The following is a 24,437-nucleotide window of genomic DNA, read 5'->3' as shown; positions in this document are numbered from 1 at the left end:
CGGGGGCGTAGGACAGAGGAATGCGTACCCGACGGGCGGTGCCCACCCACGATGTCCTTCGCGGCCGCGTGGCGGTGGTGACCGGCTCTTCGCGCGGGCTGGGGTTTGAAATGGCCCGGGTCCTGGGCCTGCACGGCGCAGAGGTGGTGCTGGCAGCCAGGGCGGACGACGGCGTTGCTGCCGCCGTCCGGCGCCTGCGTGCTGAAGGGATCGCGGCTTCCGGGAAGCGCTGCGACACCGCCGAACCGGGAGACGTTGAGGCGCTCCGGGACGAGGCCCTGGCCCGGGGGACCTTGGACATCTGGGTCAACAACGCCGGCACCTCCGGGGTTTTCGGGCCCACGGCGTCGACACCCATCGATGACTTCACGCGAGTGGTTCGCACCAACGTCCTTGGCACGTTCCATGGTGCCAGGATGGCGTTGCCTGTGTTCCTGGGTCAGGGCCATGGCGACCTGGTCAACCTGTACGGCCAGGGCGACCGCGGTCCGGTGGCCCTGCAGAACGCCTACGCATCGAGCAAACGGTGGGTCCGCCAGTTCACGGAGACCCTGCGGCTGGAAACCAAAGGCACCGGCGTCCGGGTGCACGGCATGAACCCAGGACTGGTGGAGACCCAACTCCTGGGGCGTGTGGCGTCGCAGGCAGGGTACGAGCAGCGCCTCACGGGCCTGCAGGTGGTGGTCGGGCTGTGGGGACAGGCCCCGCGTGAGGCGGCGCTACCGATCCTGGACCTGGTGACCTCAGATGCCGCGGAATTCCGGTTCCTGACCCGGCGGCGGATGGTCACGCACGGCCTGCGCAACGTGCTGGGCGGCCGCCTGCGCCGTGCAAACAGGATGCCGCTGGACATCACCGTCCTGGAGCCACCCGACCCGTCCTAGTCCGGACCCGGCATCCTCGGCGCCGGCCGAGCCGGGCTACAGGCTGCCCCGGCGGCGATGGAGAAAGCCTGAGACCCGGCTCCGGAACTCATGGGGATCCACCGCCGGTCCCTGTGGTGCGCGGCGGCCGGTTTCCGTCAGCAGGCGCAGGCCCTCGTCCACCGCTGCCTTCGATGCCCTCAGGGAGGCCGCTGAGGCTCCCTTCCACGGGTCGAGGACCGCAGCGAGCGCAGCATCCGCGTTGTCGTCCGGGGCCAGGGTGGTGACCAGCCCCATGTCCCACGCCTGGCGCGCGGTCAACATACGGCCCGCGTAAAGGAGGTCCTTGCTGCGGGAGGGGCCGACGCGCAATGCCATGCGGGTTGCGAAGGTTGCCGGCACCAGCAGTCCAAGGCGTGCCACGGGCATCCCGATGCGGGCTGAGGCGGTGAGCAGCTGGAGGTCGCAGGCGAGGGCCAACTGGCAGCCGGCACCGGCGGCCACCCCCTCAACGACAGCCACGGTGGGAACGGGCAGGTCCTCGAGCGCCTGCAGCGCTGCTTCGATGATGCCGAATGTCTGGTTGACCTCGCTGTCTGGCGCTCCCTCCCATTCGCGGACGTCAAAGCCGGAACAGAACACCCCTCCCCTGCCCCGCACAACGACGGCGCGGAGTGAAGGGACCGCTGCCAGACGGTGGACGGCGAGCCGCAGCTCCTGCCAGTCCTTCAGGCCGAGGGCATTGAGCCGTTCCCCGCTGCCAATAGAAAGCGTCGCAACAGACCCTGATTCGTCATCCATCCGGGGTATCACGCGTCCTGTCTCCCGTGGCCCGCGGTGTGAACGGGCCAGGCCATTGCGATGCCCGGATCCGAGGCAGGTGGTGGACGGGGCCCAGGCTCCCCCATTCGTCCCCGCCAAGCCTGGACAGCGGATCAAGCCGGGCCACCTCCGGGTGGTTGCCGCTGAGCACCTGGGATGAGACGGACGCGTGCACCACCAGCCCGAACACCAGGACGCAGTCGCCCATCCGCAAGGTCTGGTGAAGCGAGCATTCCAGAACAGCCGGAGACTCCTTAACCCTGGGCGGCCGGACCGCAGCACTGGGCTCACGGGCCAGGCCGGCGGCGTCGAATTCGCTCACATCTGCGCTGAAGTTGGTCCCGGTGGCGTTGACCTCCTGGATCAGCGCTGCCGGGGCGAGGTTCACTACGAACTCCCCGGTTGCCTCGATATTCCGCAGCGAATCCTTTTCGCCCACGGAGGTGAACTGGATGATCGGGGGGTCCACCGAGGCGACCGTGAAGAACGAATGGGGCGCCAGGTTGTCCACCCCCGCCGGGGAGGTGCTCGAAACCCAGGCGATGGGCCGCGGAACCACCACGGACGTGAGGAATTTGTAGAAGTCCCGCGGACCCAGTTGTTCAGGATCGAAGTCTGTCCGCATCCGGTCCTACGGGCTTCCTGGCGTGGCGGCGGCAGCGGCATCCTTGGCCAGGGCTCCCTTGGCCCTCGGCAGGAAGACCAGGGCGGCCATGGCGATCACGCAGCAGAGGATGATGTACAGCGAGATCGACGTCGAGTTCCCATAGGTCGCCAGCAGGGCGGCGGCAATGAGGGGCGCGGGACCACCGGCGACGACGCTGGCCAGTTGGTACCCCAGACCGGCGCCCGTGTAGCGGATGTCGGTGTCAAAACTTTCGGCGATCAAGGCGGCCTGCGGCCCGTACTGGATGTCGTGCAGGATCAGGCTGACCACGACGGCAACACCAACCCACAGGGCGTCCCTGGTGTTGAGCAGCCCAAAATAGGGGAAAGCGAACAGCGCCGTCAGCACGATGCCGGTTCCATACACGCGGCGACGGCCGAAACGGTCTGAAAGGCGCCCGAACAGGGGAACACTGATCAGCCCGAGTGCGGCCGCGATCAGTGTGTCATCAAGGATTGAGTTGCTGTCCAGCTTCAGCTGCTTGGTGGCGTAGGTAATTACGAAGGTAATGAACAGGTAGAACGGAGCCTGCTCCGATGTACGCACCAGGGCGGAAAGGAGGATTTCCTTGGGCTGGCGCCGGATCACCTCGATGATCGGGGCCCGCACCACCTTGTTCGACTTCCGGACCGCGTCGAACTCCGGGCTCTCGATGACGCGGAGCCGGACGAACAGGCCCACGCCGATCAGGATGATGCTCAAAATGAACGGGATCCGCCAGCCGTAGGCAACGAATCCGTCAGTGCCGGTGGCGGCTGTGGTGATCCTGACGACGCCGGTGGACAGCACCAGGCCCAGTGGCACTCCGATCTGCGGCCAGGAAGCGGACAGGCCGCGGCGGTTCGGGTCGCCCCATTCCATGCTCAGGAGGACCGAACCGCCCCATTCACCGCCCACGCCGATGCCCTGGATGATGCGGAGGACCACCAGCAGTACCGGCGCGGCCACGCCGATGCTTTGGTATGTCGGAAGACAGCCGATCAGTACCGTTCCGAACGCCATCAGGAACAGCGTGGCCATGAGTGTTGTCTTGCGGCCGATCCGGTCACCGAAATGGCCGAAAATGGCGGCGCCGATTGGCCTGGCCACAAAGCCGACGAACTGGGTGCCGAATGCGGCCAGCACACCGGCAAAGGCCACCTGGCCCGGGAAGAACAGCTGGGGAAACACCAGTGCGGCGGCAGTCCCGTAGAGGAAGAAGTCATACCACTCGATGGTGGTGCCCACCACGCTTGCCACGGTGGCGCGCCTGACGGCCTGCTCCCGGGTCACTCCTTGAATACTCATCATCACTCCATTGGTCAGATGTAGTAGAACGCCCGGTTTGAACGGCAAAACAAGGATAAGGAATAGTGAAACCAGGCGCTGGACCCGCATTGCGGTTCGTCTTCCCATCGTGCGAGCAGTAGTTGCCCATGTCAACGGCTTCCCGGCCGCGGGCGGCGGCGGATGCCAGGTGCCGCCGTCGTACGCCTTATTCCGTTGCCGCAGGCAAATATCGGCACGGCTCTGGACTCTTGGGCGGGGCCCAATCAGACTGTCTACAACAGCTTACCAGGTGCACCGGAATTGACGGCACTTTCATTGGTCGGGTGATTGGACGGCTGCATTTATTGGGGTTTTTACCGTGATGCCGTTTGCGGCGTCGAAAGGACCTGGCCATGCCGGACTTTGCACCGTTCTTTCCACTTATCGCCATTATTCTCGGAGTGCTGTTTGCCGTTGGTTTCATTTGGGTTGCCACGAAGCTGATGTGGAAGGTGGCTGAGCCAAACGAGGCCCTGATCATTTCCGGGCTGACCCGGGGAACCCTGGAAACCCGGGAAGGAATGGATTTCAAAATCGTCACGGGCAAGGGTGCCCTGGTCCTTCCCGGCCTCCAGACCGTGCGGCCCCTGTCACTGACCCTGAATGAAACCGAGCTCAAGGTTTCATGCGTCACCTCACAGGGAATCCAGGTCGTTGTGGAGGGCGTCGTCATTTACAAGATTGGGGACGCGCCGCCTTTTATCGCCAATGCCGCCCGCCGCTTCCTGGGCCAGCAACCAAAGATGGAAAGCCAGGTATACAACGTCTTCGAGGGCCACCTGCGTTCCATTATTGGCAGCATGACGATGGAGGAGATCATCCGCGAGCGGGACAAGCTCGCGTCGCAGGTCCGCGGCGCCAGCGGCGTGGAGATGGAGAAGCTGGGCCTTGTGGTGGACTCGCTGCAGATCAAGGACCTGCAGGACCCCACCGGCTACATCCAGAACATCGCAAAGCCCCATATCGCCCAAGTAAAGATGGAGGCCCGGATCGCGGAGGCCACCCGTAACCGGGAGGCGGCGGAAAAGGAGGCGGAGGCGGCGGCCCTGATCGCGGATGCGCAGAGCGTCTCGGCCATCCGGCAGTCAGTGGCGCAGGCCAACGCCGAACGCGCCCGCGCCAATGCCGCCCAGGCCGGCCCGCTGGCCGAGGCCACGGCGCGGCAGCAGGTGGTGGTGCAGGAAACCGAAGTCGCCAAGCTTGAGGCGGACCGGGAAGAGCAGAAGCTGCAGACCAGCATCCGGAAACCCGCGGACGCGAAAGCCTACGCCAAACGCACCGATGCGGAGGGCCAGAAATCGGCAGACATCAGCGCCGCTGAGGCACTGGCACGCCGGACGGAGCTTGAGGCCCAGGCGAATGCCCGCCGGACGGAGCTCCAGGCCCAGGCCAACGCCACCGCCGCGGCTGCCGCCGCGGGAGCCACCAAGGTCACGGGCGAGGCCGAAGCCGCGGCGACCAGGGCAAAAGGTGACGCCGCGGCGTCTGCAATCAAGGCCAAGGCGCTGGCCGAGGCGGACGGCATCAAGGCCCGCGCCGAAGCACTCGGTACCAACCAGGACGCGGTTATCTCCCAGCAGCTCGCCGAGAACATGCCGGCCATCATCGCCGCAGCGGCCGAGCCGTTCTCCCATGTTGGCCACATGACCGTGCTGAACGGCGGCGAGGGCGTCAACAAGATGCTGGGCGGAATCCTGGCACAGGCAGGCGACTACCTGCCGGCGCTCGCATCGGCGCTCCGGAAGGGTGAAGACGCCAAGCGCCAGCCCAAGGCGCCGGGCGCGTAGGAACTCCAGCCACGTCATGATCCGCAGGAACATTGACCGGAGCCTGACCGGGAAGATCGGCCGGGTAACCGGGCGTATCGGCCCGGGCACCATCGGCGAAGTCATGCTGCCCTACCTTGGCGGCACCATGGCCTTCCACGCGCATCCATTCGACAAGAAAAGCGATTATCCGGTGGGCGCGGAAGTGCTGGTGATCTATTTCGACCCGCCGCAAACGGTGTACGTGGAGGAGCTGCCGGACGTGTTGAAGCACGATCAGTGAGGCCCGGCGGCGTCCCCTCCCGGGGTGGGGCTACCTTCCGCCCTCCATTTTGCGGCTGCGCTGCTCCTCGGCCATGGGTCCGTAGGGATACACCCCTGCCTCTGACCGGCTGGCCTCGGTGAGCCGGTGGACTTCGTCCGCACTGAGGCTCAGGTCGGCGGCCGCCAGGTTGTCCGCAAGTTGCTCTGTGGACCGGGCACCCAGGATCACGGACGTTACGGCAGGCCGGTCTACCAGCCAGGCCAGGGCGACCTGGGAGGGGCTCACGCCGTGGTCGGCCGCGATGCCTTCCACGGCTTCGATGACCGTCCAGGTGCGAGGATTGTCGTTGCGTGCCTTCCAGGCTTCCATGCCGCGTTCGGGGTTCTCCCCCAAACGGGTTGCTCCGGAGGGACTCTGGTCACGCCTGTACTTGCCCGACAACCATCCGCCGCCCAGGGGCGACCACGGCAACAGGCCGATTCCCGCGTCAAGGGCGGCCGGCACGATCTCGAACTCGATGTCCCTGACCAGGAGGCTGTATTGCGGCTGCAGGCTGACCGGCGGGTTCCACCCCTGGCTGCGGGCAACATGGACAGCCTTGGTGAGCTGCCAGCCCAGGAAGTTCGAGAAGCCGTAGTAGGCGATCTTGCCGCGGGTCACGGCATCTTCCAGGAACCGGAGGGTTTCCTCCACGGGGGTGATGGGGTCCCACGCGTGCATCTGGTAGAGGTCGATCTGCTCCACGCCCAGGCGGCGGAGCGAATCATCCAGGGTGCGGGTCAGGTGCCGCCGGGATGTTCCGACGTCGTTCGGTGCCGTCCCCATGGGAAAACGCCCCTTGGTGGCAATCACCGCAGTGTCCCGCAGGCCGGGACGCCGGGCCCTCCAGCGGCCGATGATTTCCTCGGACACTCCCGAGCTGTAGACGTCGGCGGTGTCGATGAAATTGCCGCCCGCTTCGAAGTAGCTGTCCAGGATGTCGTGGGATGTTTCTTCGGTCGCTTCCGCGCCGAAGGTCATGGTGCCCAGCGCGAAGCTGGTGACGACGGTGCCGCTGTGGCCCAGTGTCCGGTGCTGCATGGTGTGTCCTCGCGTTCAGTTGCGGTCGGTGGGATGGTTGCGTGCGGCCGCGTCCGTGGTGGTGGTGCGGATCCGGTACAGGCTGGTGGTCGCGGTCAGGTAGAGGTCCTGCCCGTCGGGACCGCCAAAGCACAGGTTGGAGACGGTCTCCGGCACGGGGATGGTGCCCAGGAGTTTGAAGGACGGTGAGTAAATCCGCACGGAGGGGCCGGCCGAGGTCCAGATCCTTCCCTCGACGTCCACCCGCAACCCGTCGGCCGCGTGGCCGTCCTCCAACTCGAGCGTGCCGGTCCTGGCGCTGCAGTGGCCGTCGCGCACAGCGTAGGTGGCGATCCGCAGCGGGACGCCGTAGGCGCTGCTTACCGTGTCCGCAACGTAGAGGATGGATTCGTCAGGCGAGAAGGCCAGTCCGTTGGGATGCACGAGGTCGGTCACCACAGGGGTCAACGTTCCGGAGGCGGGGTCGAAGCGGAACACATGGCAGCCCCCGTATTCCTGCTCGCCCTCATGCCCTTCCTTTGTTCCCGGAAGGATCCCGTAGGGCGGGTCCGTGAACCAGATGCCGGCGTCGCGGGCAATCACCACGTCGTTGGGTGAATTCAGCCGGTGGCCCTGGAAGGAGTCGACCAGGCCGGTGACGGTCCCGTCGCGGTCGCGCTCCACCCGGCGCCGGCCGTGGCTGCACTGCACAACGCTGCCGTCGGCGTCGAGGGTACGGCCATTGGTGAACTCCACGCCGGTCGCGTATTCCTGCGTCATCCCGGTGTCCGGGTGGAACTCGAGAATGCGGTCGTTGGGGATATCGCTCCACCGCACCGTCTGCGACGACGGCACCCACAATGGACCCTCCGCCCACACCGTGCCGGTGTACAGGCGCTCCAGCACGCCCGTCGTCAGTCCGTCACCCATGAGAAAGCCCCTTCGCCGTCCAGGTTGTTTGCCATGCCCGCCTACGCCAGGTGCACGGCGTTCCATTCGAGCAGCTTAGGGTCCGCGAGACCCTCCGTCACGAAGGGATCACCGGCAATGAAACGTTCGGCCTCCCCGTACGACGTGAAGATGCCCAGCGAGCTCAGGCCGGGCTCCGGGGACTGCAAGGGGCCAAGGGCGAGCAGTCCTCCCCCGGCGGCCCGGAAAGCCTCGTAGTACGCCTTGTGGCGGGGGTAGACGTCCATGACCGTGGATCTGTCCACGCCCTCACGCAAGCTGTAGATCACGACACATTCCATGGGCCCGAACTTACCCTAGCCCTGGCTTTGGGTCTGCGGGACGCGCAGGCTGCCGTACCTCTCCATCCGGTGCCAGCGAAGGTGGACTCCGGCAACTGCCGTGACAACGGCCTGGATGACCACCAGGTACATGAGCTGCCGGTAGACGAACTGCTGCAGCGGGAGTGTCCAGAGCGGTCCCAGCCGTTCCTTGTCGAGCCGGAACGCGTAGGCGGCCATGAGCAACTGGACCGCCAGGAAGAGCAGCCACAGAGCCCCGATCCGCAGCGGGTCCAGGAAGATCAGGCCGTAGAGGGCAAAGACGTCGACGATGGGCGCGAAGAGGGGAAGCAGCACCTGCAGTACCAGCAGGTAGCCCAGTCCACGCCGCCAAGCTTGCTACCGCACCTCCCTGAACCACGGCACCCCGGTGCTTCCACATTGCCTGGAGGGTGCCGTAGCACCAGCGGTACCGCTGTCGCCACAGGGCGCCAAGGGTGGCGGGTGCCTCCGTCCAGGCCCGTGCGTCCTCCTGGTACACCACCCGCCAGCCGTCCCGGCACAGTGCCATGGTCAGGTCGGTGTCCTCGGCGAGTGTGTCGTCGCTGACGCCCCCGACATTGCGGAGGGCCTCAATCCGGAAGGCACCAATGGCCCCGGGGACGGTGGGCATGCATTCGGCGACGTCGAACAGCCTGCGGTCAAGGTTGAACCCTACGACGTACTCGATGTGCTGCCATGCGCCGAGGATGCCGCCCCGGTTGGCCACCTTGGTGTTGCCGGAAATCGCTCCCACCCGGGGATCGGTAAACGGCTGGATGAGGGCACGTACCGTATCAGGCTCGAAGACCGTGTCGCCGTCCACCATGACCACAAGGTCGTGGCTGGCGGCCTGGATCCCTGCGTTCAGCGCGGACGGTTTGCCGCCGTTCTCCTTGCGGATGACGGTGACGCCAGGCAGGTCGAGGGCCTCCACGATGTCCGCCGTCCCGTCGGTGGACCCGTCGTCCACAACGATGACCTCGACCGGGTGCGTGGAGGCAAGGATCGACAGGACGGCGGCTTCAATTCCCGCGGATTCGTTATAGGCCGGGACAATCACGGTCGCCGCTTCAGTCACCACGGGCCCCACCATCACGTCGACGCGGCGCTTACCACGTCCCGAACCGGGGAGGCGGCGTGCAGCACGGCTGTGGCGTGCTGCGAAGAACATCACCAGGACGGCACGGAGGAAAGTCACGACGCCGGCGGCGACGAGCCCCAAGGAGATCGCCCAGACGACGAAATCGCTGAGGCGGATCCCCCAGACCAGGGCAGAGCCGCGCAGCTGTTCAACGCTGGAAGCGGGGCGCATGCTGTCCACGCCCACGGCTTCCCCGACCGTTGTGACCTTGTACCCCTGTGCGGAGAAGCGCGACAGGGCGGAGTCCAGCGCGGCGACGGTCTGTTCCCTGTCTCCGCCGCCGTCGTGCATCAGGACCACCTGCCCCTGCGGCCCCGACGGGGTCAGGTTGGCTTCGATGGCTTTGGTGCCCGGGGTCTGCCAGTCCTCGCTGTCCAGGCTGCTGAGCACGGTGAGGTAGCCCTCGTCCGCCATTCCATGGAGCGCGGACCACATGCCGTTCGTAATGGCGCTGTTGCCGGCGGTGTAAGGCGGGCGCAGCAGGGAAGCCGCTTGGCCCGTCACTCCGACAATCGCATCCTGTCCGCCCTGCACCTCCAGTTCGCGGCGCCAGTCCGGGGCTGTGCCAAGGTCGGTGTGGGTCAGCGTGTGGACACCCACTTCGTGGCCTTCCGCCACCATGCGGCGCACCAGGTCCGGGTGGTCCACCGCCGCGGAACCAACGACGAAGAAGGTGGCATGGACGTGGTGTTCCCGGAGTACGTCCAGGATGCGGGGCGTCCAAACCGGGTCCGGGCCGTCGTCGAAGGTCAGGGCGATGGTCCGGTCCGGCGGGCTGACGGTTGTCACGGAGCCGCCGCGCGAATCCACCACGGGGCCGCCGTGCGAGAGCGTTGTGGGGACGGCGCCTGCGGCTGTGTCCGCCGGCAAAGAGTCCCCGGGCGCTCCGCCCAGATGATGGATGTATCCCTGCACGGCCAGGGCGAGCCCCAGGGCCATCAGGGTGGCGAGAAGGACAAACCAATGCGCCCTGACAGTAGCGGGGACGTTGCTTGCGGCGGGTCGGGAACCTTTATTCCGGCGGGTCATGTTACTGGTGCGCGGGGGCGGTGGGCCGTGTGGCCTGGCCCGGCGCCGAGCCGCTCGCGCCGGGGGCGGTCGTGCTGGAGCCCGGCGCTGTTCCGCTGGAGCCGGGGGCGGTTGCACCGGAGCCGGTGGCGGTTCCCGACGTTCCGGGGGCTGCGGGGGCGGCGGCCGGAGCCGGGGCAGGAGCAGCGGCGGGGGCGGCGGGCGCAGCGGGCACGACGGCGGCGCCCTCCGCCGGAGGTACGGCAGTAACAGCAGAGACGGGCACCGGGACGGCCGCGGCGACTGCTCAACAACCGGAACGGCGGGCCCGGTCAGGCGGCCCGAGGATCGGCAGAGGGCGGACTTGTTGGCGTATCGCGGGGTCCGGCGGCGGCCGGCAGGGGAAGGAATGGTGCCGAGGATCCTGACCCGCCGATGAAGGCGGCCAGTACGAGGATGACGTATGCCGCTACAAGCCCGACGACCCCGAGGCCGATCATCTTGACCCGCCGGAGCCGGCGGCCTGACGCGTCGACAAACACGGGTCCACGCGGGGAGATGGCGGGCGACTGACCGGATGTATCTTCAGGGGCTTTCATCGAGCAATAACCTTAGGGGACCCCTCATCGCTACCACAAAAACCGGCGCCCGGTTGGCTTAGGCCGCTCACTGGCCGTACGTCGTGGGTTCAGTTGGGCCCTTGGCCCCTACGGACGGCCACCGGCTGGGAGAAGACTTGAGCCATGAACCAGGCAGTTATGTGGAGTGGGGAGCCATGTCGGGAACGAACTTGAGTGGAACGGCCCAGCTCCTGCCAAGGTACGCGTGGCCGGTATTCCTCGTGGGCGCAATCCTGCTGCTCGCGCTGGGAAACCCTACTGTTTACGGCGTCGGCGTCCCGCTCGCAGCACTGGTTCTGGCGCTCGTCATGCCCATGTCCCGGCCTCGTTGGACCGGACATCCGGACTGGCGCGACGTGGGCGCCGTTGCCACATTGTATGTGGGTGTTGTGGCCCTCTTCTGGCTGGCTTTCAGGGTCTTTACCCAGGGAAACACACTCGGATTGTTCCTTTGCTTCGCGGTAAGCATGCTCCTCGGCGTCCTCGGCCCGCTCGCCTACACCACATGGATCCGCCGCAGGGCTTTGGCCGAATTGGGCATCGGCCGCGCCAACCTGCGCCAGGCAGTCGCCTTGGGGCTCATCCTTGCCGCCGTGCAGTTCGCCATCACGCTGTGGGGATACCCACTTCCCAGGCCGGTCGATTGGGTGCCCCTGGCAGCCTTGGCGATCACCGTGGGATTCTTTGAGGCCGTATTCTTCCGGGGCTTCATCCAGGCGCGCCTGGAAGCGAGCTTCGGCCCGATAGCAGGGGTGGCCGGGGCGGCTGCCCTTTATGCGGCCTACCATGTCGGCTACGGAATGGACGCGCAGGAAATGCTCTTCCTCTTCGGCCTCGGCGTGGTTTACGCGGTGGCCTACTGCGTTGTCCGGAACTTGATCGTCCTCTGGCCCCTGCTTCTTCCCCTCGGATCCTTTTACAACAACCTGCGGGGCAGTTCCATCCAAATGCCGTGGGAGGCCATCCTGGGTTTCGCGGACGTGTTGGGAGTCATGGTTGCCGCCATCTGGTTTGCCGCCAGGCGCGAACGCCGGCGACTGGCAGGCGCACCCCGGGGCCGGGAGTCCACCAGGAAGCGCCGGCATTTACGACATCGTGGTGACGCAGGGAAACGCTTTGGCTAGGATCGAGGTTCTACGGTCAGTCATTTGACGGCCTGGCGCCGTCCGTGGACCGCACGGCGCCAGGTGAGCAGGGAGGCCACCATGGATGTCACCCAGTCCGCCCAATACCCGCTTGATCCCTTTCCGCAGTATGAACGCATGCGGGCAACGGCCCCCGTCTTCCAGGATGACCAGTCAGGGAGCTGGCACGTGTTCCGGTACGACGACGTCCAGCGGGTGTTGTCCGAACACGCAACGTTCTCGTCGCGCATGGGTGGTGACAATCCCTCCGGCACCGGGCAATTGTTCGCGTCCAGCCTGATCACCACCGATCCCCCGAGGCACCGCCAGTTACGCTCGCTGGTTACGCAGGCCTTCACGCCCAAGGCTGTTGACGCGCTGGCTCCCCGCATCGCCGGACTCACCGACGAGCTCCTGGCGGAGATCAGCGGCAAGGGAAGCGCTGACCTGATCAAGGACCTTGCCTACCCGTTGCCGGTCATCGTCATCTCCGAGCTGATGGGCATCCCCAGCGAGGACCGCGAGCGCTTCAAGCACTGGTCTGACGTGATTGTCAGCCAGACGCGGACCCTCCCCGCCGGCGAAACGCAGGACTCCACCACTTCGGAGATGGTCGAGTACTTCCTTGCCCTGATCGACCAGCGCAGGAGCCCTCCCGGCACGGACCTCATCAGCAGCCTGCTGTCCGCGGAGATTGACGGGCACAAACTGACGGTGCCCGAACTGCTCGGGTTTTGTGCCCTGCTGCTGGTAGCCGGCAACGAGACCACCACCAATCTGATCGGCAACGCCGTTTTGTGCCTGACGGAGTCTCCCGGCGCCCTCCAGCGGCTCATCGACGAGCCGGCCTTGCTTCCCGCGGCCCTCGAAGAAGTGCTCCGCTTTCGGTCGCCGGTGCAGTCCATGTACCGGGTGGCGGTGGCGGACACCGTCGTGGGTGACCAACTGATTCCCGCCGGTGCTCCAATCGTTGCCTGGATCGGCTCGGCCAACCGTGACGAGCAGCAGTTCCACCGGGCGTCCGAGTTCGATGTGGACCGCAACCCCAACAGGCACCTGGCGTTCGGCCATGGCATCCACTTTTGCCTCGGGGCACCGCTCGCCCGGCTCGAGGCAAGGATTGCGCTGGAAGCGCTGCTGTCCCGTCTCCCGGGACTTTCCGTGGCTCCCGGAGCGCAACTGGAGCGGATGGACAGCAGCATCGTTTACGGGCTGAAGGAACTTCCCGTCACCTGGCAGCCTGCCTGACCGGCCCGTGGAACGGATCCGGGGACGCCGCGGGATCCAGTCAACCGGCGGTGCCCGTTTTCGCGGCGTAGGAGGTGGCCTGGGAGCTCACCTGGCGGATGTAGGCGTCGGACTGGTTGTAGGCGTAAATGGCAGCTGTCCAGCCCTGCGCTGTGGTGAGGTCGCGCCCGTGGCCGCAAAGATACGTGGCCGCACTGAGGGCGGCGTCATCGATGTTGAACGGGTCCGCCGCCCCGTCTCCATTCCCGTCCCTGCCTGCGATCCGCCATGTGGAGGGAATGAACTGCATCGGTCCCACCGCGTGGTCCCAACTCGCGTCGCCGTCCAGGGCGCCGCCGTCGGTGTCGGCTATGGCGGCGAATCCCGCGCCGTTGAGGCTGGGGCCCACGATCGGGCCGCTGGCCTGGCCGGCGGGGCTCAAGCTGCCGCCACCGTACGTGCCGTGGGCTGATTCGACGAAGCCGACGGCGGCGAGCGTGTTCCAGCCGATGCCACACTTCGGAGCGGATTCATTGGCGGCAAGGGCCGCATTGACATAGGCACGCAGCGCCGGTGCAGGGATTCCGGTGTGGGCGGCAGCCGTGCCAAGCCACTCGGCGTCCGGGCTTCGCGTGACGTTCACGGCGGTGGCGATGCCATCGGGCCCCGGCTGAAGCTTGGCTCCCGCACGCGGGGGCAGGAAAACGGCCGTACGGGCTCCGGCGCCGGGCTGGCCCAGCAGCCAGAACGAGAAAACTGCGCTCGCGCAGACCACGAACAGGCTAAGGGCCACAAAGCGTTTTACACGGAGCACTGACCAATCAAACCATTCCGGGCTCTCCCTCATCGGTACCATCAGGCATGGGCAGGAAGAATTACCTTATCGAGGGCGGCTCGGGCACGGGCAAGACCGCGGTCTGCAACGAATTGCGGCGGCGCGGCTACCACGCCATCAACGGAGACCGTGAACTTGCCTATCAGGGTGATCCGGAAACCGGCGAACCCTTGGGGGGCGTCACCGGCGTCGCTGTGCACAGGCACCACATCTGGAGAGTCGCCGACGTCCGGGCCGAGGCAGCAGACCAGCGGGACGCGGTGACGTTCTTCTGCGGCGGGTCGAGAAACCTCGCCAAGTTCATCGATCTGTTCGACGGCGTCTTCGTCCTTGAGGTGGACCTGGGCACATTGAGGCGGCGCCTCGACCAGCGTCCGGCAGACGAATGGGGAGGGCAGCCGGCGGAGCGGCAGCTGATCGAACACCTGCACGGAACACGGGAAGAGATCCCGCCGGGCGGCATTCCGATCGACGCCACCGCGCCGCTTTCCCGGGTCGTGGACGACATCCTGCACCACGTGCAGGCAGCGGACCCTGCCTAACCCTCAGTAGGCCGGGCACCGCTCTTCCTGGCCGACGGCGGGTCAGCGCACCACCGTGCGGTGTCCTGCATCCAGCCTCTTGGTCCAGCCGCGCGAATCCAGGTGCTCCAGCAGCGGAACCGCGATCCGGCGTGTTGTGCCCAGCGCCTGGCGGGCCTGGCTCGTGGTGAAGGGCTGGTCCAAGTGGCGAGGGTGCGCATGGCAAGCGCCGGGGCGGTGGGCAGCAGCACCACCCCGTCGCGCAGGCGCAGCAGGCGCCCGGTGCGTTCAGCGGCTGCGAGCTCGCGGGCACCGAGGCCGAGTGCCGCCAGCTCATCGGCTTCGGGGGCACGGAAGGCATCCGCGCTGAGCCTGCCCTCCAGTGTGGCGATTGCCGCTCGATGGGACCAAGGTTGCCCTGGCTGCCAGGCAGCCGGACGTGTCCGCCGTCCTGTTCCAGGCCGGCACCGCGGATGACGTGGGAAAGCAGCTTCTCGTCGGGCAACGTGAGCAGGTCCCGCGCCGCACCCATGGAAAGGCCTGGGGCCAGGGCGTCCCGCTCCTGCAGCGCCTGGACCGCGGTGCGCAGCTGATGCTGCCAGGCCTCAAGGACGGGAGCGTGCACCCACCAGTCCTCGATGACCTGTACGCCGGCGGGTGCCTCCGCGTCATGCCCGGGCAGCAGTCCTAGCCGGCGCAGGTGTTCCGCCTGCACAGCCCTGCGGGCTGCAACCTCTGACAGTACGTCTCCGGCGGGGTCCATTCCTGCAAGACGCTCCGCCCAGTGGGCGCCGTCACCGCGCCGCCGCAAGGCCGGTGGGTCGGCATCGAGGATACGCGCGCCGCCCAGCACCGAACGGCTTCCGGGATCGCGCAGCACCAGGCGGTCCCCCAGGACGAGGGGCAGGTGCCTGTCGAGGACCAGCCGGGCATGGTCGGCGCCGAAGGGGCGCAGCCGGGCCGGCACGGACGCCGTGCCAACGTGCACCATGAGCTGTTCCGGGACCTCGGTGTAGGCCACCCCGGTGGTGCGCTGGATTCCCACCACTGCTGTGGTGGGCCATGCGTCCGGGGTAACCAGCGCGTCACCGCGGCGGATATCCGTTGCGGCAACGTCGCGCAGGTTCAGCGCCACCCGGCTGACCGGTTCCACCGAGGCGTACGAGGTGTCCCGGCTTTGCAGGCCACGGACCACCACCGGCCGGGAATCGACGTGGCCGATCAGTTCCAGCCGGTCACCCTGGGCGAGCGTTCCTGCTGCCAGTGTCCCGGTCACCACCGTCCCGGAACCGGTGATGGTGAACGAACGGTCCACCCACAACCGGACCCGCCCATCCGTGGTGGGATGAGGCACGTTGGCCAGTACGCCGTCGAGCGCTGCACGCAGGTCAGCCAGGCCCGTGCCGTCGATGGCGGATACAGCTACTGCGGGCGCGTCCTGCAGGCCGGTCCCGGCCAGTTCCGTTCGGGTCCGCGCGAGCACCTCCGCAACCCGCTGCCCGGATGCCCGGTCCGCGCGGCTCAGCACCACGACGCCGTGTTCAATGCCCAGTGCAGCGACGGCGTCCCGGTGGTCGCTCGACTGCGCCTGCCAGCCTTCGTCGGCGGCCACCACGAAGCAGACCACCGGCGCAGGTCCGATGCCGGCGAGCATGTTGCCCAGGAAACGTTCGTGGCCCGGTACATCGACGAACGCCACGTCCTGTCCGGACGGCAGCGTGGTCCAGGCATACCCCAGGTCAATGGTCAGCCCGCGGCGCCGTTCTTCCTCCCAGCGGTCGGGCTCCATGCCGGTGAGGGCGCGGACCAGTGTGCTTTTACCGGAATCGACGTGCCCGGCTGTGGCAATGACGTGCACGGTTCAGCCCGCCCTCCCTGCATCCGCAACATCAAGGGTTGCCAGGGCACGCCGTACCGCCTCGACAATCCGGTCATCGTCCTTTTCGGGCACGCAGCGCAGATCGACCAGGCAGGAGCCGTCGTGGACGCGCGGCAGCACGGCCGGGTCGCCGGTCCGCAGGGGACGCGCAAGTCCTTCGGGGAGCCGGAGTGCCCACCCGGGCAGGGGTACGCCGGGGGCGCCGCCACCCCCTACCCTGCCGTCATGCGGGACCACGGGTACGCCCAGTTCCCGGGCAAGCCGGTCCGTACGGCCGCGTAACTGCCCGACGTCGGTGTGCAGCGCCTGCACGACGGGCGGCGGCCCGCCCGCAACCGTTGCTTCCAGGGCGGCGAGGACAAGTTTGTCTGCCCTGACGGCGCGGGCGAGCGGGTGGCGGGCCAGCCGGGCGATGACCTCCTTGCGGCCCAGCAGCAACCCCGCCTGGGGGCCGCCCAGGAGTTTGTCCCCGCTGGCGATGACGACGTCGGCGCCGCTCGCCAGGGCGGAGGCGGCATCCGGTTCATCCGGCAGGAACGGGTCGGGGGCCAGCAGTCCGCTGCCCAGGTCGGCCACGAGGGGGACGCCGTTGGCCGAGGCCAGGCGGCTCAGCTCATTGATGGGAACAGCTGAGGTAAAACCGTCAACCCGGAAGTTGCTTGGATGGACCTTTAGGACGCATCCGGTGTCAGGACCGAGGGCTCCGGCGTAGTCGTGCAGGTGCGTTCGGTTGGTGGTGCCCACCTCGCGAAGCCTGGCACCGGTGGATTCCATCAGGTCCGTCAGCCTGAATCCGGCACCAATTTCAACGAGTTCGCCGCGGCTCACCACCACTTCCCGGCCAGCGGCGAAGGCTGTCGTGGCCAGCACCAGCGCCGCGGCTCCGTTGTTGACCACCAGTGCGTCCTCGGCGGCGGGACAGGCGGCCAGCAGTGCCGCCCGGGCACCGGCGCCCCGGCGGGAGCGGCTGCCGTCTGACAGGTCCAGCTCCACATCGACGTAGCCGCTGGCCGCGACGAGAGCTTCCACTGCACCTTCAGAAAGAGGGGCGCGCCCAAGGTTTGTGTGGACGATGACGCCGGTGGCGTTCAGCACCGGGCGCAGGGTGGTTGCCGCACGCGCAGCGACGGCCGCCAGCAGGGCCGGTTCCACCTGGCCGGGGGGCAGCCCGCCGCGCCGGGCCTGCTCCTGGACGTCCCGGACAAGTTCGCGGATGACGCGCTCGTTCAGCCGGGTGCGGGCTTCGCGGACGGCAGGCAAGGCCAGCAGGTCATTTGTGCGGGGAATCAGGCGCCGGGGATCGACGTGGTCCACAGCCCTCCTCATATCGCGGCATTCGCTGCCGAAAGTTGGCGGTGGCGGACGGGAATCGAACCCGCCAGGCCGAGATGCTCAGCCTCACCGGTTTTGAAGACCGGGGGGCCCACCAGGACCCGGACGCCACCGCGCCTCAATATAGCAGGGTTGCCTTGGAGGGTACGCTGGGCGGGTGAATGAGGCTCAGATGTCAGTCCAGCAACTCGATCATGGTGCCACCGGCGCATTCCGGCTCACCGACTATGCCCACGGCGGCGGCTGCGCGTGCAAAATTCCTCCCGGCGAACTCGAAGATGCGGTCCGTGGCCTCATCGGCCAACCCGGCGCGGAGGTCCTTGTGGGCCTTGACAGCGGCGACGACGCTGCGGCGGTCCTGGTGCGCGATGATCTTGCGGTCCTGACCACCGCCGACTTTTTCACCCCCGTTGTCAACGATGCATATGACTGGGGCCGCATTGCCGCCGCCAATGCCCTGTCGGACATCTACGCCATGGGCGGTAAGCCCGTCACGGCGATCAACCTCGTCGGCTGGCCCCGCGGCGTCCTGCCGATGGAATTGATGACCGAGGTCCTGCGCGGTGGCCTGAGCGTGGCGTCCCAGGCGGGGTGCCCCGTGCTCGGCGGGCACTCCATTGATGATCCGGAGCCCAAGTACGGCATGGCCGTCACCGGCGTCGCCCATCCCGACCGCTTGCTGCGCAACGACGCCGCCCGGCCGGGTTTGCCCATCACTCTGACCAAGCCACTCGGCGTCGGTCTCCTCAATAACCGGCACAAGCAGACCGGTGAGGTGTTTGCCGAAGCCGTGGAGACGATGGCGGCACTGAACCGCGACGCCTCCGAGGCGGCGGTGGCCGCCGGCGTTCGTGCAGCCACTGACGTAACCGGTTTTGGCCTGCTGGGGCACCTTTACAAGATGGTCCGCGCCTCGGAAGTGGGCGCCGTCATCGACCTGAAAGCCGTACCGCTGATCGATGGAGCCCGCGAGGCACTCCAGGACGGCTTCGTCTCGGGCGGGACCCGGCGCAACCTCGACTGGGTACGTCCGCACCTGGAGGCCGCACCGGGCATCACCGAGGATGATCTGCTGCTGCTGGCCGATGCGCAGACGTCCGGCGGCCTGCTGGTGGTGGGCGAGCTGCCGGGCCACCCCGTAATCGGCCATACCACTGCGGGGCAGGGTATTCAGATCCGCTGAAACCCGGCAGCTGCCTCAGCTGCCGGTGGTGATTGCGTCGCCGGTAACACCGGCGGCGCGGCGGGCTGCGAGCCGGTTCTTCTGCGGTTCGATGGTGTACCGCGGGTCCCTGGCAGAGGCGAGCCCTGCCTCGAACACACCAAACCGGGTCAGGGCCGAGGCGGTCAGCAGTGCCAGCCCCGAAGCGGCGGCGACCATCCGGTTTCGTCCGCCCAGCAGTGTGCCCAGGCCGCCGGCCACGGCCAACCGCTCGCTCCACTTCAGCATGGCGCCGGCCTTGCCGTGGTGCAGTGGTTCCGCGGCCACCGGGTCCATCCGGTGCTCCATCACCTTCATGGCCACGACATCTCCCAGGACGCCGAGCACGGCCAGTTTCCGCGCAGGACCCGTCTCGCGCACCGGCGTGGTGACCATGGCGAGCCCGGCAGACGCGAGGCAGGCCGAACTCACGAAAACGAAAGGCAATTCCTCGTGGGCCGCGTTCCACGTCGGTGTGGCTGTGTCACCGAGCAGGACGGCCGTGTACGCCGCCAGCGGCCCGGCGAACACCGCAGCTTCGATGCCTGCCGGTCCTTCCACAGCGCGCAGCACCTTGCGCAACGGACCCAGCGGCAGCCGGTCGCCGCTCATCCGGTCGATTTCCGCCACGGCCGAGACGCCGGCGCCGGCGCTGAATGCGCTGAGGATCCACGAGCCCACACTCATCGGGGAGGTGACCTTGAAAGTCCGCAGCATGTGCAGGAAACGCTCCGGTAAGCCCAGGTCCTTCACCAAGGCAACCGCACCAGCGCTCACCGCTGCCAGGGCGCCCAGCCGGGCGTTCCTGCGCAGCGCCGGGCGTCCGGTCAGTTGGCCGCCGGCGCCCAGGAGGGCCGAACCGGCTGCCACGCCACCCAGGAAGAGGTAGATCGCCACGTCGTCGCCCCAGGGAGCAGGTTTCACTACGGAACGGCCGTAGTACGAGGTGAATTCCGGCTCGGGCACCATCGGCATTTCCCGGGAGCCGTCACCGTTGTCCCGGCGGCGGCCCGTCCCCCGCTTGCCGCCCTCCCGACGGCGGCGTGCGGGCTCTGCTGGCCGGAAACTATCGAACTCGGAAAGTGTCACGCGCGTCCTCCCAGGAAGGCCAGCGCAGCGGCGGCGGCCATGCCTGCTACCGCCATCCCGGCCCGCCGGTACATCGTTGGCAGATCAGCTGTGGGTACGCGCGGGTCCGGCGGAAGTCCGTAGACCTCCGGTTCATCGAGCAGCAGGAAGACGGAGCCGGTTCCGCCGACGCCGTCATTTTCGTTCGCACCGTAAAGCCTTGCCTCGGTGAGGCCTTTGGCGTGCAGGTCGGCAACCCGTTCCCGGGCTGCCTCCACCATGTCGTCGTGGTCGCCGAACTTGATGGACGTCGTCGGGCAGGCCTTGGCGCAGGCGGGCGTCTCGTCGGCCACCAGCCGGTCGTAGCAGAGGGTGCACTTCTGGGCGATGCCTACGTTGGGGACGTCGGGATGCCCGGCGTGCTGGTCTTCCCTGCTGGTGGCCACCTTCACTGTGCCGTTACTGCGGCGCTCGATCACGCCGAAGGGGCACCCGGCCACGCACGTTCCGCAGCCGTTGCAGACGTCGTCCTGAACCACCACGGTGCCGAACTCGGTCCGGAACAGCGCTCCCGTGGGGCATACGTCAAGGCACCCGGCGTGGGTGCAATGCTTGCAGACGTCAGAGGACATCAGCCAGCGGAAGTCTGCTGTGTCAGGCGGCGTGGTGTCCGCCTCCGCCAGATCCGCCGGGGCGGACGCTGCGGGGGTGGGGGGACCGATGCGGGGCATGCCGAGGCTGACCAGGGCCCGGCCCGATTCCCGTGCCTCGACGATGCGGTCCTGGCCTTGCTCGATGAAGGCAACATGCCGCCAGGTGCTGGCGCCCAGGGATCCGGTGTTGTCGTAGGAGGATCCGAGCAGTTCCAGGTTGCCGTCCTGCGGGTTGTGGTTCCATTCCTTGCAGGCGACCTCGCAGGCCTTGCAGCCGATACAGATCGAGGTGTCGGTAAAGAACCCCTTGCGCGGATGGTTGTGCTCCCAATGGGCATCGGCGGTGGGGTCGGTCGGTCCGGACAGCTGGCCCATCTAGTTCTCCAACGTCGCGTCGATACCCGGAACGCTGCCGGCAGACAGCGTTCCGGGCCGGTCAATGTATGTGCCCGACGATGACGCTCATCATCCCGGCCCACCATCGGCGTCGCCATCTTTCCCCCGAGGATCAATGCCTTCCGCCGCGGGGTCGGTGACCGCTTGGTTACCGGTCTCGGGGGTCAGACCGGCCCTCGTCTGGTACTCGGCAACCAGGGCGAGGAGTTCTTCGCCACGCGGGCGGCGGCCCGGACGGATGTCGCAGGAGGCCACCTTGGATTCCTGGATCTGGACGTTGGGGTCCAGCGTCACACCCAGCAGGTCGTTGGCCGCGTCACCGCTGACCACCGCGTTGCTGCCCACGCCCCAGTGGTAGGGCAGACCGATCTGGTGCACGGTGTGGCCGCCAACTGCCAGCGGCCTCATGCGGTCCGTCACAAGCACCTTCGCCTCGATGGCAGAGCGGGGCGAAATGATGGTGGCCCACCCGTACGGTTCCAGTCCGCGCTCAGCTGCCAGTTCAGGCGACACCTCGCAGAACATCTCCGGCTGCAGCTCCGACAGGTACGGGAGCCAGCGGCTCATCCCGCCCGCCGTATGGTGCTCCGTGAGCCGGTACGTGGTGAAGACAAACGGGTAAACGTCCGCCCCGCTGGTGCCGGCGCTGGGCGCGCTGAGGTTGTCCGCACGGGGGAACACCAGCCGCGCAGGACTTTGCTGTTGCGGGTACAGCGCGTTGGCCACCGGTGATTCCTGGGCCTCGTAGTGGGTGGGAAGGGGGCCGTCCAACAGGCCCTTCGGCGCGAACAACCAGCCCTTGCCGTCGGCCTGCATGATGAACGGATCGTCTCCGCTGAGCGCGGCCGGTCCACCCACGGAGGGATCGGGCTTGCTGCCCGGTGCCCGGTCGATCGGGAAGTCCGGAATGTCGTCTCCGACCCATTTACCCTGCTCCTGGTCCCACCAGATGTATTTCTTCCGCTCGCTCCACGGTTTGCCGGCGGGATCGGCGGACGCGCGGTTGTAGAGGATCCGGCGGTTGGCGGGCCATGCCCAGCCCCATTCCGGAGCCGCCGGTCCCTGCTCCCGGCCCGGCTTGCGGTTGGCGGCGTGGTTGAAACCGTCAGCGTACACGCCGGTGTAGATCCAGCAGCCGGCCGCCGTGGAACCGTCGGCGCGGAGTTCCGTGTATGCGGAAACGGGCTTTCCGGCGTCCGGACCGGTCACGTGACGGCCGTTGATCTCGGCAAGCACCGCTTCGGCGTCCGGGTCACCGTGCTCGTCGGTGGGATAGTCCCACGTCAGGTCGAGCAGCGGCCGGTCGCGTTCGTCCTCCGAATCGGCGAGCTTCTCGCGGATCCGTTGGCCCAGCTCGTAGAAGAACTGCAGTTCGCTTTGGCACTCCCCCGGCGGGGCCACTGCCTGGTGCCGCCACTGCAGCAGCCGCTGGGTCTGGGTGAAGGAGCCGGCCTTCTCCACGTGGGTCGCGGCGGGCAGGAAGAACACCTCGGTTTCGATGTCCTCAGTGCGCAGTTCGCCGGATTCGATCTCCGGGCCGTCCTTCCACCAGGTGGCGGACTCGATGAGGTTCAGGTCACGCACCACAAGCCACTTCAAATGGGACATGGCGAGGCGCTGCATCCGGCCGTGGGCGGAGCCCACTGCCGGGTTTTGGCCAAGGATAAAGTAGCCCTCGACTTCGTCATCGAGCATGCCCATCACTGTCTCGTACGTGCCGTGAGCTCCGGTCAGCCTGGGCAGGTAGTCGTAGGCCCAGTCGTTGTCTTCCGTGGCAGCGTCGCCCCACCAGGCCTTCAGGAGGCTGATGGTGTAGGCATCGGCGTCTGCCCAGAAGCCCTTCTGCTGTTTCGACCCAATAACGGACAGGTATTCCTCGAGGCTGTCATGGCGTCCGGCGCTGGGCATTGGGAGGTACCCGGGCAGGAGGTTGAACAGGGTGGGGATGTCCGTGGAACCCTGGATGCTGGCGTGGCCCCGCAAGGCCATGATGCCGCCGCCCGGGCGTCCGACGTTTCCGAGCAGGAGCTGCAGGATGGCGGCGGCCCTGATGAACTGCGCCCCCAGGGAGTGCTGGGTCCAGCCGACCGCGTAGGCGAAGCAGGTGGTCCGGTCGCGTCCCGAGTTTTCCGTGATGGTACGGGCCAAATACTCGAAGTCGGCGACGCTGATGCCGCACATGTCCTGCACCATCTCCGCCGTGTAGCGGGCGTAGTGCCGCTTCACGATCTGGAAAACGGTCCGTGGATCCTCGAGCGTGTCGTCCCGCTGCACTTCGGCGTGCTCCAGGGGTGGCCCGCCACTGCCAAAGGCGTGGCCGGCGGCGCGCGCCGTGGCATCGGCGCCATGTTCGGAACCGGGTCCCGGCTCGTCGATGGCGCCCTCCCCCTTCTCGGCATAGGCCCAGGAGGATGTGTCGTAGGCGCCCTTTTCCGGGTCGAAGCCGGAGAACAGTCCGCCCAGGTCCTCAGCGTCGCGGTAGTCGGCATGGACCAGCGTGGCAGCGTTCGTGTAGGCGCTGACATACTCCTTGAACCAGAGATCGTTGGTGATCACGTAGTTGATGAGCGCACCAAGCAGCACGACGTCAGAACCCGCACGGATAGGGATGTGCTTATCCGAGACCGCCGACGTCCGCGTGAAGCGGGGGTCGATATGGATGACCTTCGCTCCGCGGGCCTTAGCCTCCGCCACCCATTGGTACCCCACGGGATGGCACTCGGCCATGTTGGAACCCTGGATGACGATGCAGTCGGCGTTGGCCATGTCCTGCAGTGATTGCGTAGCACCACCGCGTCCAAACGAGGCTCCCAAACTGGGAACCGTGGCGGAGTGTCATATGCGGGCCTGGTTCTCGGTCTGCACCGCCCCTGCGGCTGTGAAGAGCTTCTTGATCAGGTAGTTTTCTTCGTTGTCCAGGGTTGCGCCGCCCAGTGAGGCGATGCCCATGGTGCGGCGCAACAGCCGGCCTTGGTCGTCTTCCTGCTGCCAGGTCCTGCGGCGCGTCTCGATGAACCGGTCGGCCACCATCTCGACGGCCGTCGCCAGGTCCAGGCGCTGCCACTCCGTGGAACGGGGCGCACGGTAAAGCACTTTGGTCTGCCGGCCGGGCGAGTTGACCAACTGTTCACTCGCAGAGCCCTTGGGGCACAGGCGGCCGCGCGAAATCGGCGAGTCCGGATCTCCCTCGATCTGGACGACCTTCTCGTCCTTGACGTAGACACGCTGTCCACATCCAACGGCGCAGTAAGGGCACACGCTCTGCACGACGCGGTCGGCAGTGGCGGTCCGGGGGGCTATTGCTTTTGTCTTGGCCGACGTCACCGACGGCCCACGGCCCAACAGGTCGCCCGTGCTTAGCTGACGGACGACCGGCCATTGAAGAAAACTTCGCGGTGCCATTTCTGGAGC

The 24,437-nt window shown here is 67.2% G+C and carries 20 protein-coding genes, 1 tRNA gene and 1 pseudogene; 7 read left to right on the top strand and 15 right to left on the bottom strand.

Annotated elements, in window-relative coordinates; translation table 11 throughout:
• The first annotated feature begins 20 nt into the window (after window positions 1-20).
• Window positions 21-884 carry an SDR family NAD(P)-dependent oxidoreductase gene (locus NMQ03_RS21050; RefSeq protein ID WP_303695330.1) on the top strand — a complete coding sequence of 288 codons (864 nt, stop codon included), beginning with the start codon at window positions 21-23 and terminating at the stop codon, window positions 882-884.
• Window positions 885-920: 36 nt separating this feature from the next.
• Here NMQ03_RS21050 and NMQ03_RS10230 read toward each other — a convergent pair whose 3' ends face one another.
• The 3 genes from NMQ03_RS10230 to NMQ03_RS10220 are packed head-to-tail and all read right to left on the bottom strand — an operon-like array spanning window position 921 to window position 3,639.
• Entirely contained in the window at window positions 921-1,664 is a 744-nt protein-coding gene (locus NMQ03_RS10230; RefSeq protein WP_255175486.1) for an enoyl-CoA hydratase/isomerase family protein, read from the bottom strand.
• Entirely contained in the window at window positions 1,657-2,310 is a 654-nt protein-coding gene (locus NMQ03_RS10225) for a flavin reductase family protein (RefSeq protein ID WP_255175485.1), read from the bottom strand. Before NMQ03_RS10225 ends, NMQ03_RS10230 begins: the two co-directional genes overlap by 8 nt.
• A gap of 6 nt (window positions 2,311-2,316) precedes the next feature.
• Window positions 2,317-3,639 carry an MFS transporter gene (locus NMQ03_RS10220; protein ID WP_255175484.1) on the bottom strand — a complete coding sequence of 441 codons (1,323 nt, stop codon included), beginning with the start codon at window positions 3,637-3,639 and terminating at the stop codon, window positions 2,317-2,319.
• 374 nt (window positions 3,640-4,013) lie between these two features.
• Between NMQ03_RS10220 and NMQ03_RS10215 the strand changes: the two genes are divergently transcribed.
• Together NMQ03_RS10215 and NMQ03_RS10210 are read left to right on the top strand one after the other, a co-directional pair.
• Window positions 4,014-5,447, top strand: coding sequence for a flotillin family protein (locus NMQ03_RS10215; protein ID WP_255175483.1), 1,434 nt, complete (start codon window positions 4,014-4,016; stop codon window positions 5,445-5,447).
• Between the two features lie 19 nt (window positions 5,448-5,466).
• Entirely contained in the window at window positions 5,467-5,709 is a 243-nt protein-coding gene (locus tag NMQ03_RS10210) for a hypothetical protein (RefSeq protein ID WP_255175579.1), read from the top strand.
• Window positions 5,710-5,739: 30 nt separating this feature from the next.
• Here NMQ03_RS10210 and NMQ03_RS10205 read toward each other — a convergent pair whose 3' ends face one another.
• From NMQ03_RS10205 to NMQ03_RS10185, 5 genes are read right to left on the bottom strand one after another with little or no spacing between them, the layout of a single operon-like run.
• The gene (locus NMQ03_RS10205; RefSeq protein WP_255175482.1) at window positions 5,740-6,771 is read right to left on the bottom strand and encodes an aldo/keto reductase; all 1,032 of its coding nucleotides are present in this window, start codon (window positions 6,769-6,771) and stop codon (window positions 5,740-5,742) included.
• Window positions 6,772-6,786: 15 nt separating this feature from the next.
• The gene (locus tag NMQ03_RS10200) at window positions 6,787-7,680 is read right to left on the bottom strand and encodes an SMP-30/gluconolactonase/LRE family protein (RefSeq protein WP_255175481.1); all 894 of its coding nucleotides are present in this window, start codon (window positions 7,678-7,680) and stop codon (window positions 6,787-6,789) included.
• Window positions 7,681-7,721: 41 nt separating this feature from the next.
• Window positions 7,722-7,988, bottom strand: coding sequence for a hypothetical protein (locus NMQ03_RS10195; protein WP_255175480.1), 267 nt, complete (start codon window positions 7,986-7,988; stop codon window positions 7,722-7,724).
• A gap of 22 nt (window positions 7,989-8,010) precedes the next feature.
• Window positions 8,011-10,191: a bifunctional polysaccharide deacetylase/glycosyltransferase family 2 protein gene (locus NMQ03_RS10190; protein WP_255175479.1), complete on the bottom strand. Its 2,181-nt coding sequence runs from the start codon at window positions 10,189-10,191 to the stop codon at window positions 8,011-8,013.
• 1 nt (window position 10,192) lies between these two features.
• Entirely contained in the window at window positions 10,193-10,405 is a 213-nt protein-coding gene (locus NMQ03_RS10185; protein ID WP_255175478.1) for a hypothetical protein, read from the bottom strand.
• 540 nt (window positions 10,406-10,945) lie between these two features.
• On the opposite strand from NMQ03_RS10185, the gene NMQ03_RS10180 reads away from it, so the two are divergent.
• Window positions 10,946-11,914, top strand: a complete 969-nt coding sequence (locus NMQ03_RS10180) for a type II CAAX prenyl endopeptidase Rce1 family protein (RefSeq protein ID WP_255175477.1) — start codon at window positions 10,946-10,948, stop codon at window positions 11,912-11,914.
• Window positions 11,915-11,995: 81 nt separating this feature from the next.
• Window positions 11,996-13,162 (top strand): cytochrome P450, encoded by a 1,167-nt coding sequence (locus NMQ03_RS10175; protein WP_255175476.1) that lies wholly within the window; start codon window positions 11,996-11,998, stop codon window positions 13,160-13,162.
• Window positions 13,163-13,202: 40 nt separating this feature from the next.
• Here the strand turns inward: NMQ03_RS10175 and NMQ03_RS10170 are convergent, their stop codons facing one another.
• Window positions 13,203-13,955, bottom strand: coding sequence for a lytic transglycosylase domain-containing protein (locus tag NMQ03_RS10170; RefSeq protein WP_255175475.1), 753 nt, complete (start codon window positions 13,953-13,955; stop codon window positions 13,203-13,205).
• A 47-nt stretch (window positions 13,956-14,002) separates the two neighbouring features.
• Between NMQ03_RS10170 and NMQ03_RS10165 the strand changes: the two genes are divergently transcribed.
• Window positions 14,003-14,518 carry a nucleoside kinase gene (locus NMQ03_RS10165; protein WP_255175474.1) on the top strand — a complete coding sequence of 172 codons (516 nt, stop codon included), beginning with the start codon at window positions 14,003-14,005 and terminating at the stop codon, window positions 14,516-14,518.
• 42 nt (window positions 14,519-14,560) lie between these two features.
• On the opposite strand, the pseudogene selB reads toward NMQ03_RS10165, so the two are convergent.
• From selB to NMQ03_RS10150, 3 genes and pseudogenes are all read right to left on the bottom strand, one after another.
• Window positions 14,561-16,355: pseudogene (selB, locus tag NMQ03_RS10160) on the bottom strand (selenocysteine-specific translation elongation factor).
• A 3-nt stretch (window positions 16,356-16,358) separates the two neighbouring features.
• Window positions 16,359-17,690: an L-seryl-tRNA(Sec) selenium transferase gene (gene selA, locus NMQ03_RS10155; RefSeq protein WP_255175473.1), complete on the bottom strand. Its 1,332-nt coding sequence runs from the start codon at window positions 17,688-17,690 to the stop codon at window positions 16,359-16,361.
• Between the two features lie 36 nt (window positions 17,691-17,726).
• A tRNA-Sec gene (locus NMQ03_RS10150) sits at window positions 17,727-17,821 on the bottom strand.
• A 59-nt stretch (window positions 17,822-17,880) separates the two neighbouring features.
• Between NMQ03_RS10150 and selD the strand changes: the two genes are divergently transcribed.
• Window positions 17,881-18,891 carry a selenide, water dikinase SelD gene (gene selD / locus NMQ03_RS10145; RefSeq protein ID WP_255175472.1) on the top strand — a complete coding sequence of 337 codons (1,011 nt, stop codon included), beginning with the start codon at window positions 17,881-17,883 and terminating at the stop codon, window positions 18,889-18,891.
• Window positions 18,892-18,906: 15 nt separating this feature from the next.
• On the opposite strand, the gene nrfD is transcribed toward selD, so the two are convergent.
• From nrfD to fdh, 3 genes are all read right to left on the bottom strand, one after another.
• On the bottom strand, window positions 18,907-19,998 hold the full coding sequence (gene nrfD / locus NMQ03_RS10140) for an NrfD/PsrC family molybdoenzyme membrane anchor subunit (RefSeq protein WP_255175471.1): 1,092 nt from the start codon (window positions 19,996-19,998) through the stop codon (window positions 18,907-18,909).
• Window positions 19,995-21,005, bottom strand: a complete 1,011-nt coding sequence (locus NMQ03_RS10135) for a 4Fe-4S dicluster domain-containing protein (protein ID WP_255175470.1) — start codon at window positions 21,003-21,005, stop codon at window positions 19,995-19,997. The genes nrfD and NMQ03_RS10135 overlap by 4 nt, the downstream gene beginning before the upstream one ends.
• 90 nt (window positions 21,006-21,095) lie before the next feature.
• Window positions 21,096-24,428, bottom strand: a complete 3,333-nt coding sequence (gene fdh / locus NMQ03_RS10130) for a formate dehydrogenase (RefSeq protein ID WP_255175469.1) — start codon at window positions 24,426-24,428, stop codon at window positions 21,096-21,098.
• Window positions 24,429-24,437 lie beyond the last annotated feature (9 nt).

Origin of the sequence: Arthrobacter sp. DNA4 (assembly GCF_024362385.1) — a bacterium.
Lineage (GTDB): Bacteria > Actinomycetota > Actinomycetes > Actinomycetales > Micrococcaceae > Arthrobacter.
This window is presented reverse-complemented; position numbering and strand designations above follow the sequence as displayed.

What these genes read in the sequence shown, in the direction of transcription:
- NMQ03_RS10165 (WP_255175474.1), top strand. Translation starts at nt 14,003, where the DNA reads ATGGGCAGGAAGAATTACCTTATCGAGGGCGGCTCGGGCACGGGCAAG.
- NMQ03_RS10220 (WP_255175484.1), bottom strand. Translation starts at nt 3,639, where the DNA reads ATGAGTATTCAAGGAGTGACCCGGGAGCAGGCCGTCAGGCGCGCCACC.
- NMQ03_RS21050 (WP_303695330.1), top strand. Translation starts at nt 21, where the DNA reads ATGCGTACCCGACGGGCGGTGCCCACCCACGATGTCCTTCGCGGCCGC.
- NMQ03_RS10180 (WP_255175477.1), top strand. Translation starts at nt 10,946, where the DNA reads ATGTCGGGAACGAACTTGAGTGGAACGGCCCAGCTCCTGCCAAGGTAC.
- NMQ03_RS10190 (WP_255175479.1), bottom strand. Translation starts at nt 10,191, where the DNA reads ATGACCCGCCGGAATAAAGGTTCCCGACCCGCCGCAAGCAACGTCCCC.
- NMQ03_RS10230 (WP_255175486.1), bottom strand. Translation starts at nt 1,664, where the DNA reads ATGGATGACGAATCAGGGTCTGTTGCGACGCTTTCTATTGGCAGCGGG.
- selD (WP_255175472.1), top strand. Translation starts at nt 17,881, where the DNA reads ATGTCAGTCCAGCAACTCGATCATGGTGCCACCGGCGCATTCCGGCTC.
- NMQ03_RS10225 (WP_255175485.1), bottom strand. Translation starts at nt 2,310, where the DNA reads ATGCGGACAGACTTCGATCCTGAACAACTGGGTCCGCGGGACTTCTAC.
- NMQ03_RS10175 (WP_255175476.1), top strand. Translation starts at nt 11,996, where the DNA reads ATGGATGTCACCCAGTCCGCCCAATACCCGCTTGATCCCTTTCCGCAG.
- NMQ03_RS10200 (WP_255175481.1), bottom strand. Translation starts at nt 7,680, where the DNA reads ATGGGTGACGGACTGACGACGGGCGTGCTGGAGCGCCTGTACACCGGC.
- NMQ03_RS10215 (WP_255175483.1), top strand. Translation starts at nt 4,014, where the DNA reads ATGCCGGACTTTGCACCGTTCTTTCCACTTATCGCCATTATTCTCGGA.
- NMQ03_RS10135 (WP_255175470.1), bottom strand. Translation starts at nt 21,005, where the DNA reads ATGGGCCAGCTGTCCGGACCGACCGACCCCACCGCCGATGCCCATTGG.
- NMQ03_RS10205 (WP_255175482.1), bottom strand. Translation starts at nt 6,771, where the DNA reads ATGCAGCACCGGACACTGGGCCACAGCGGCACCGTCGTCACCAGCTTC.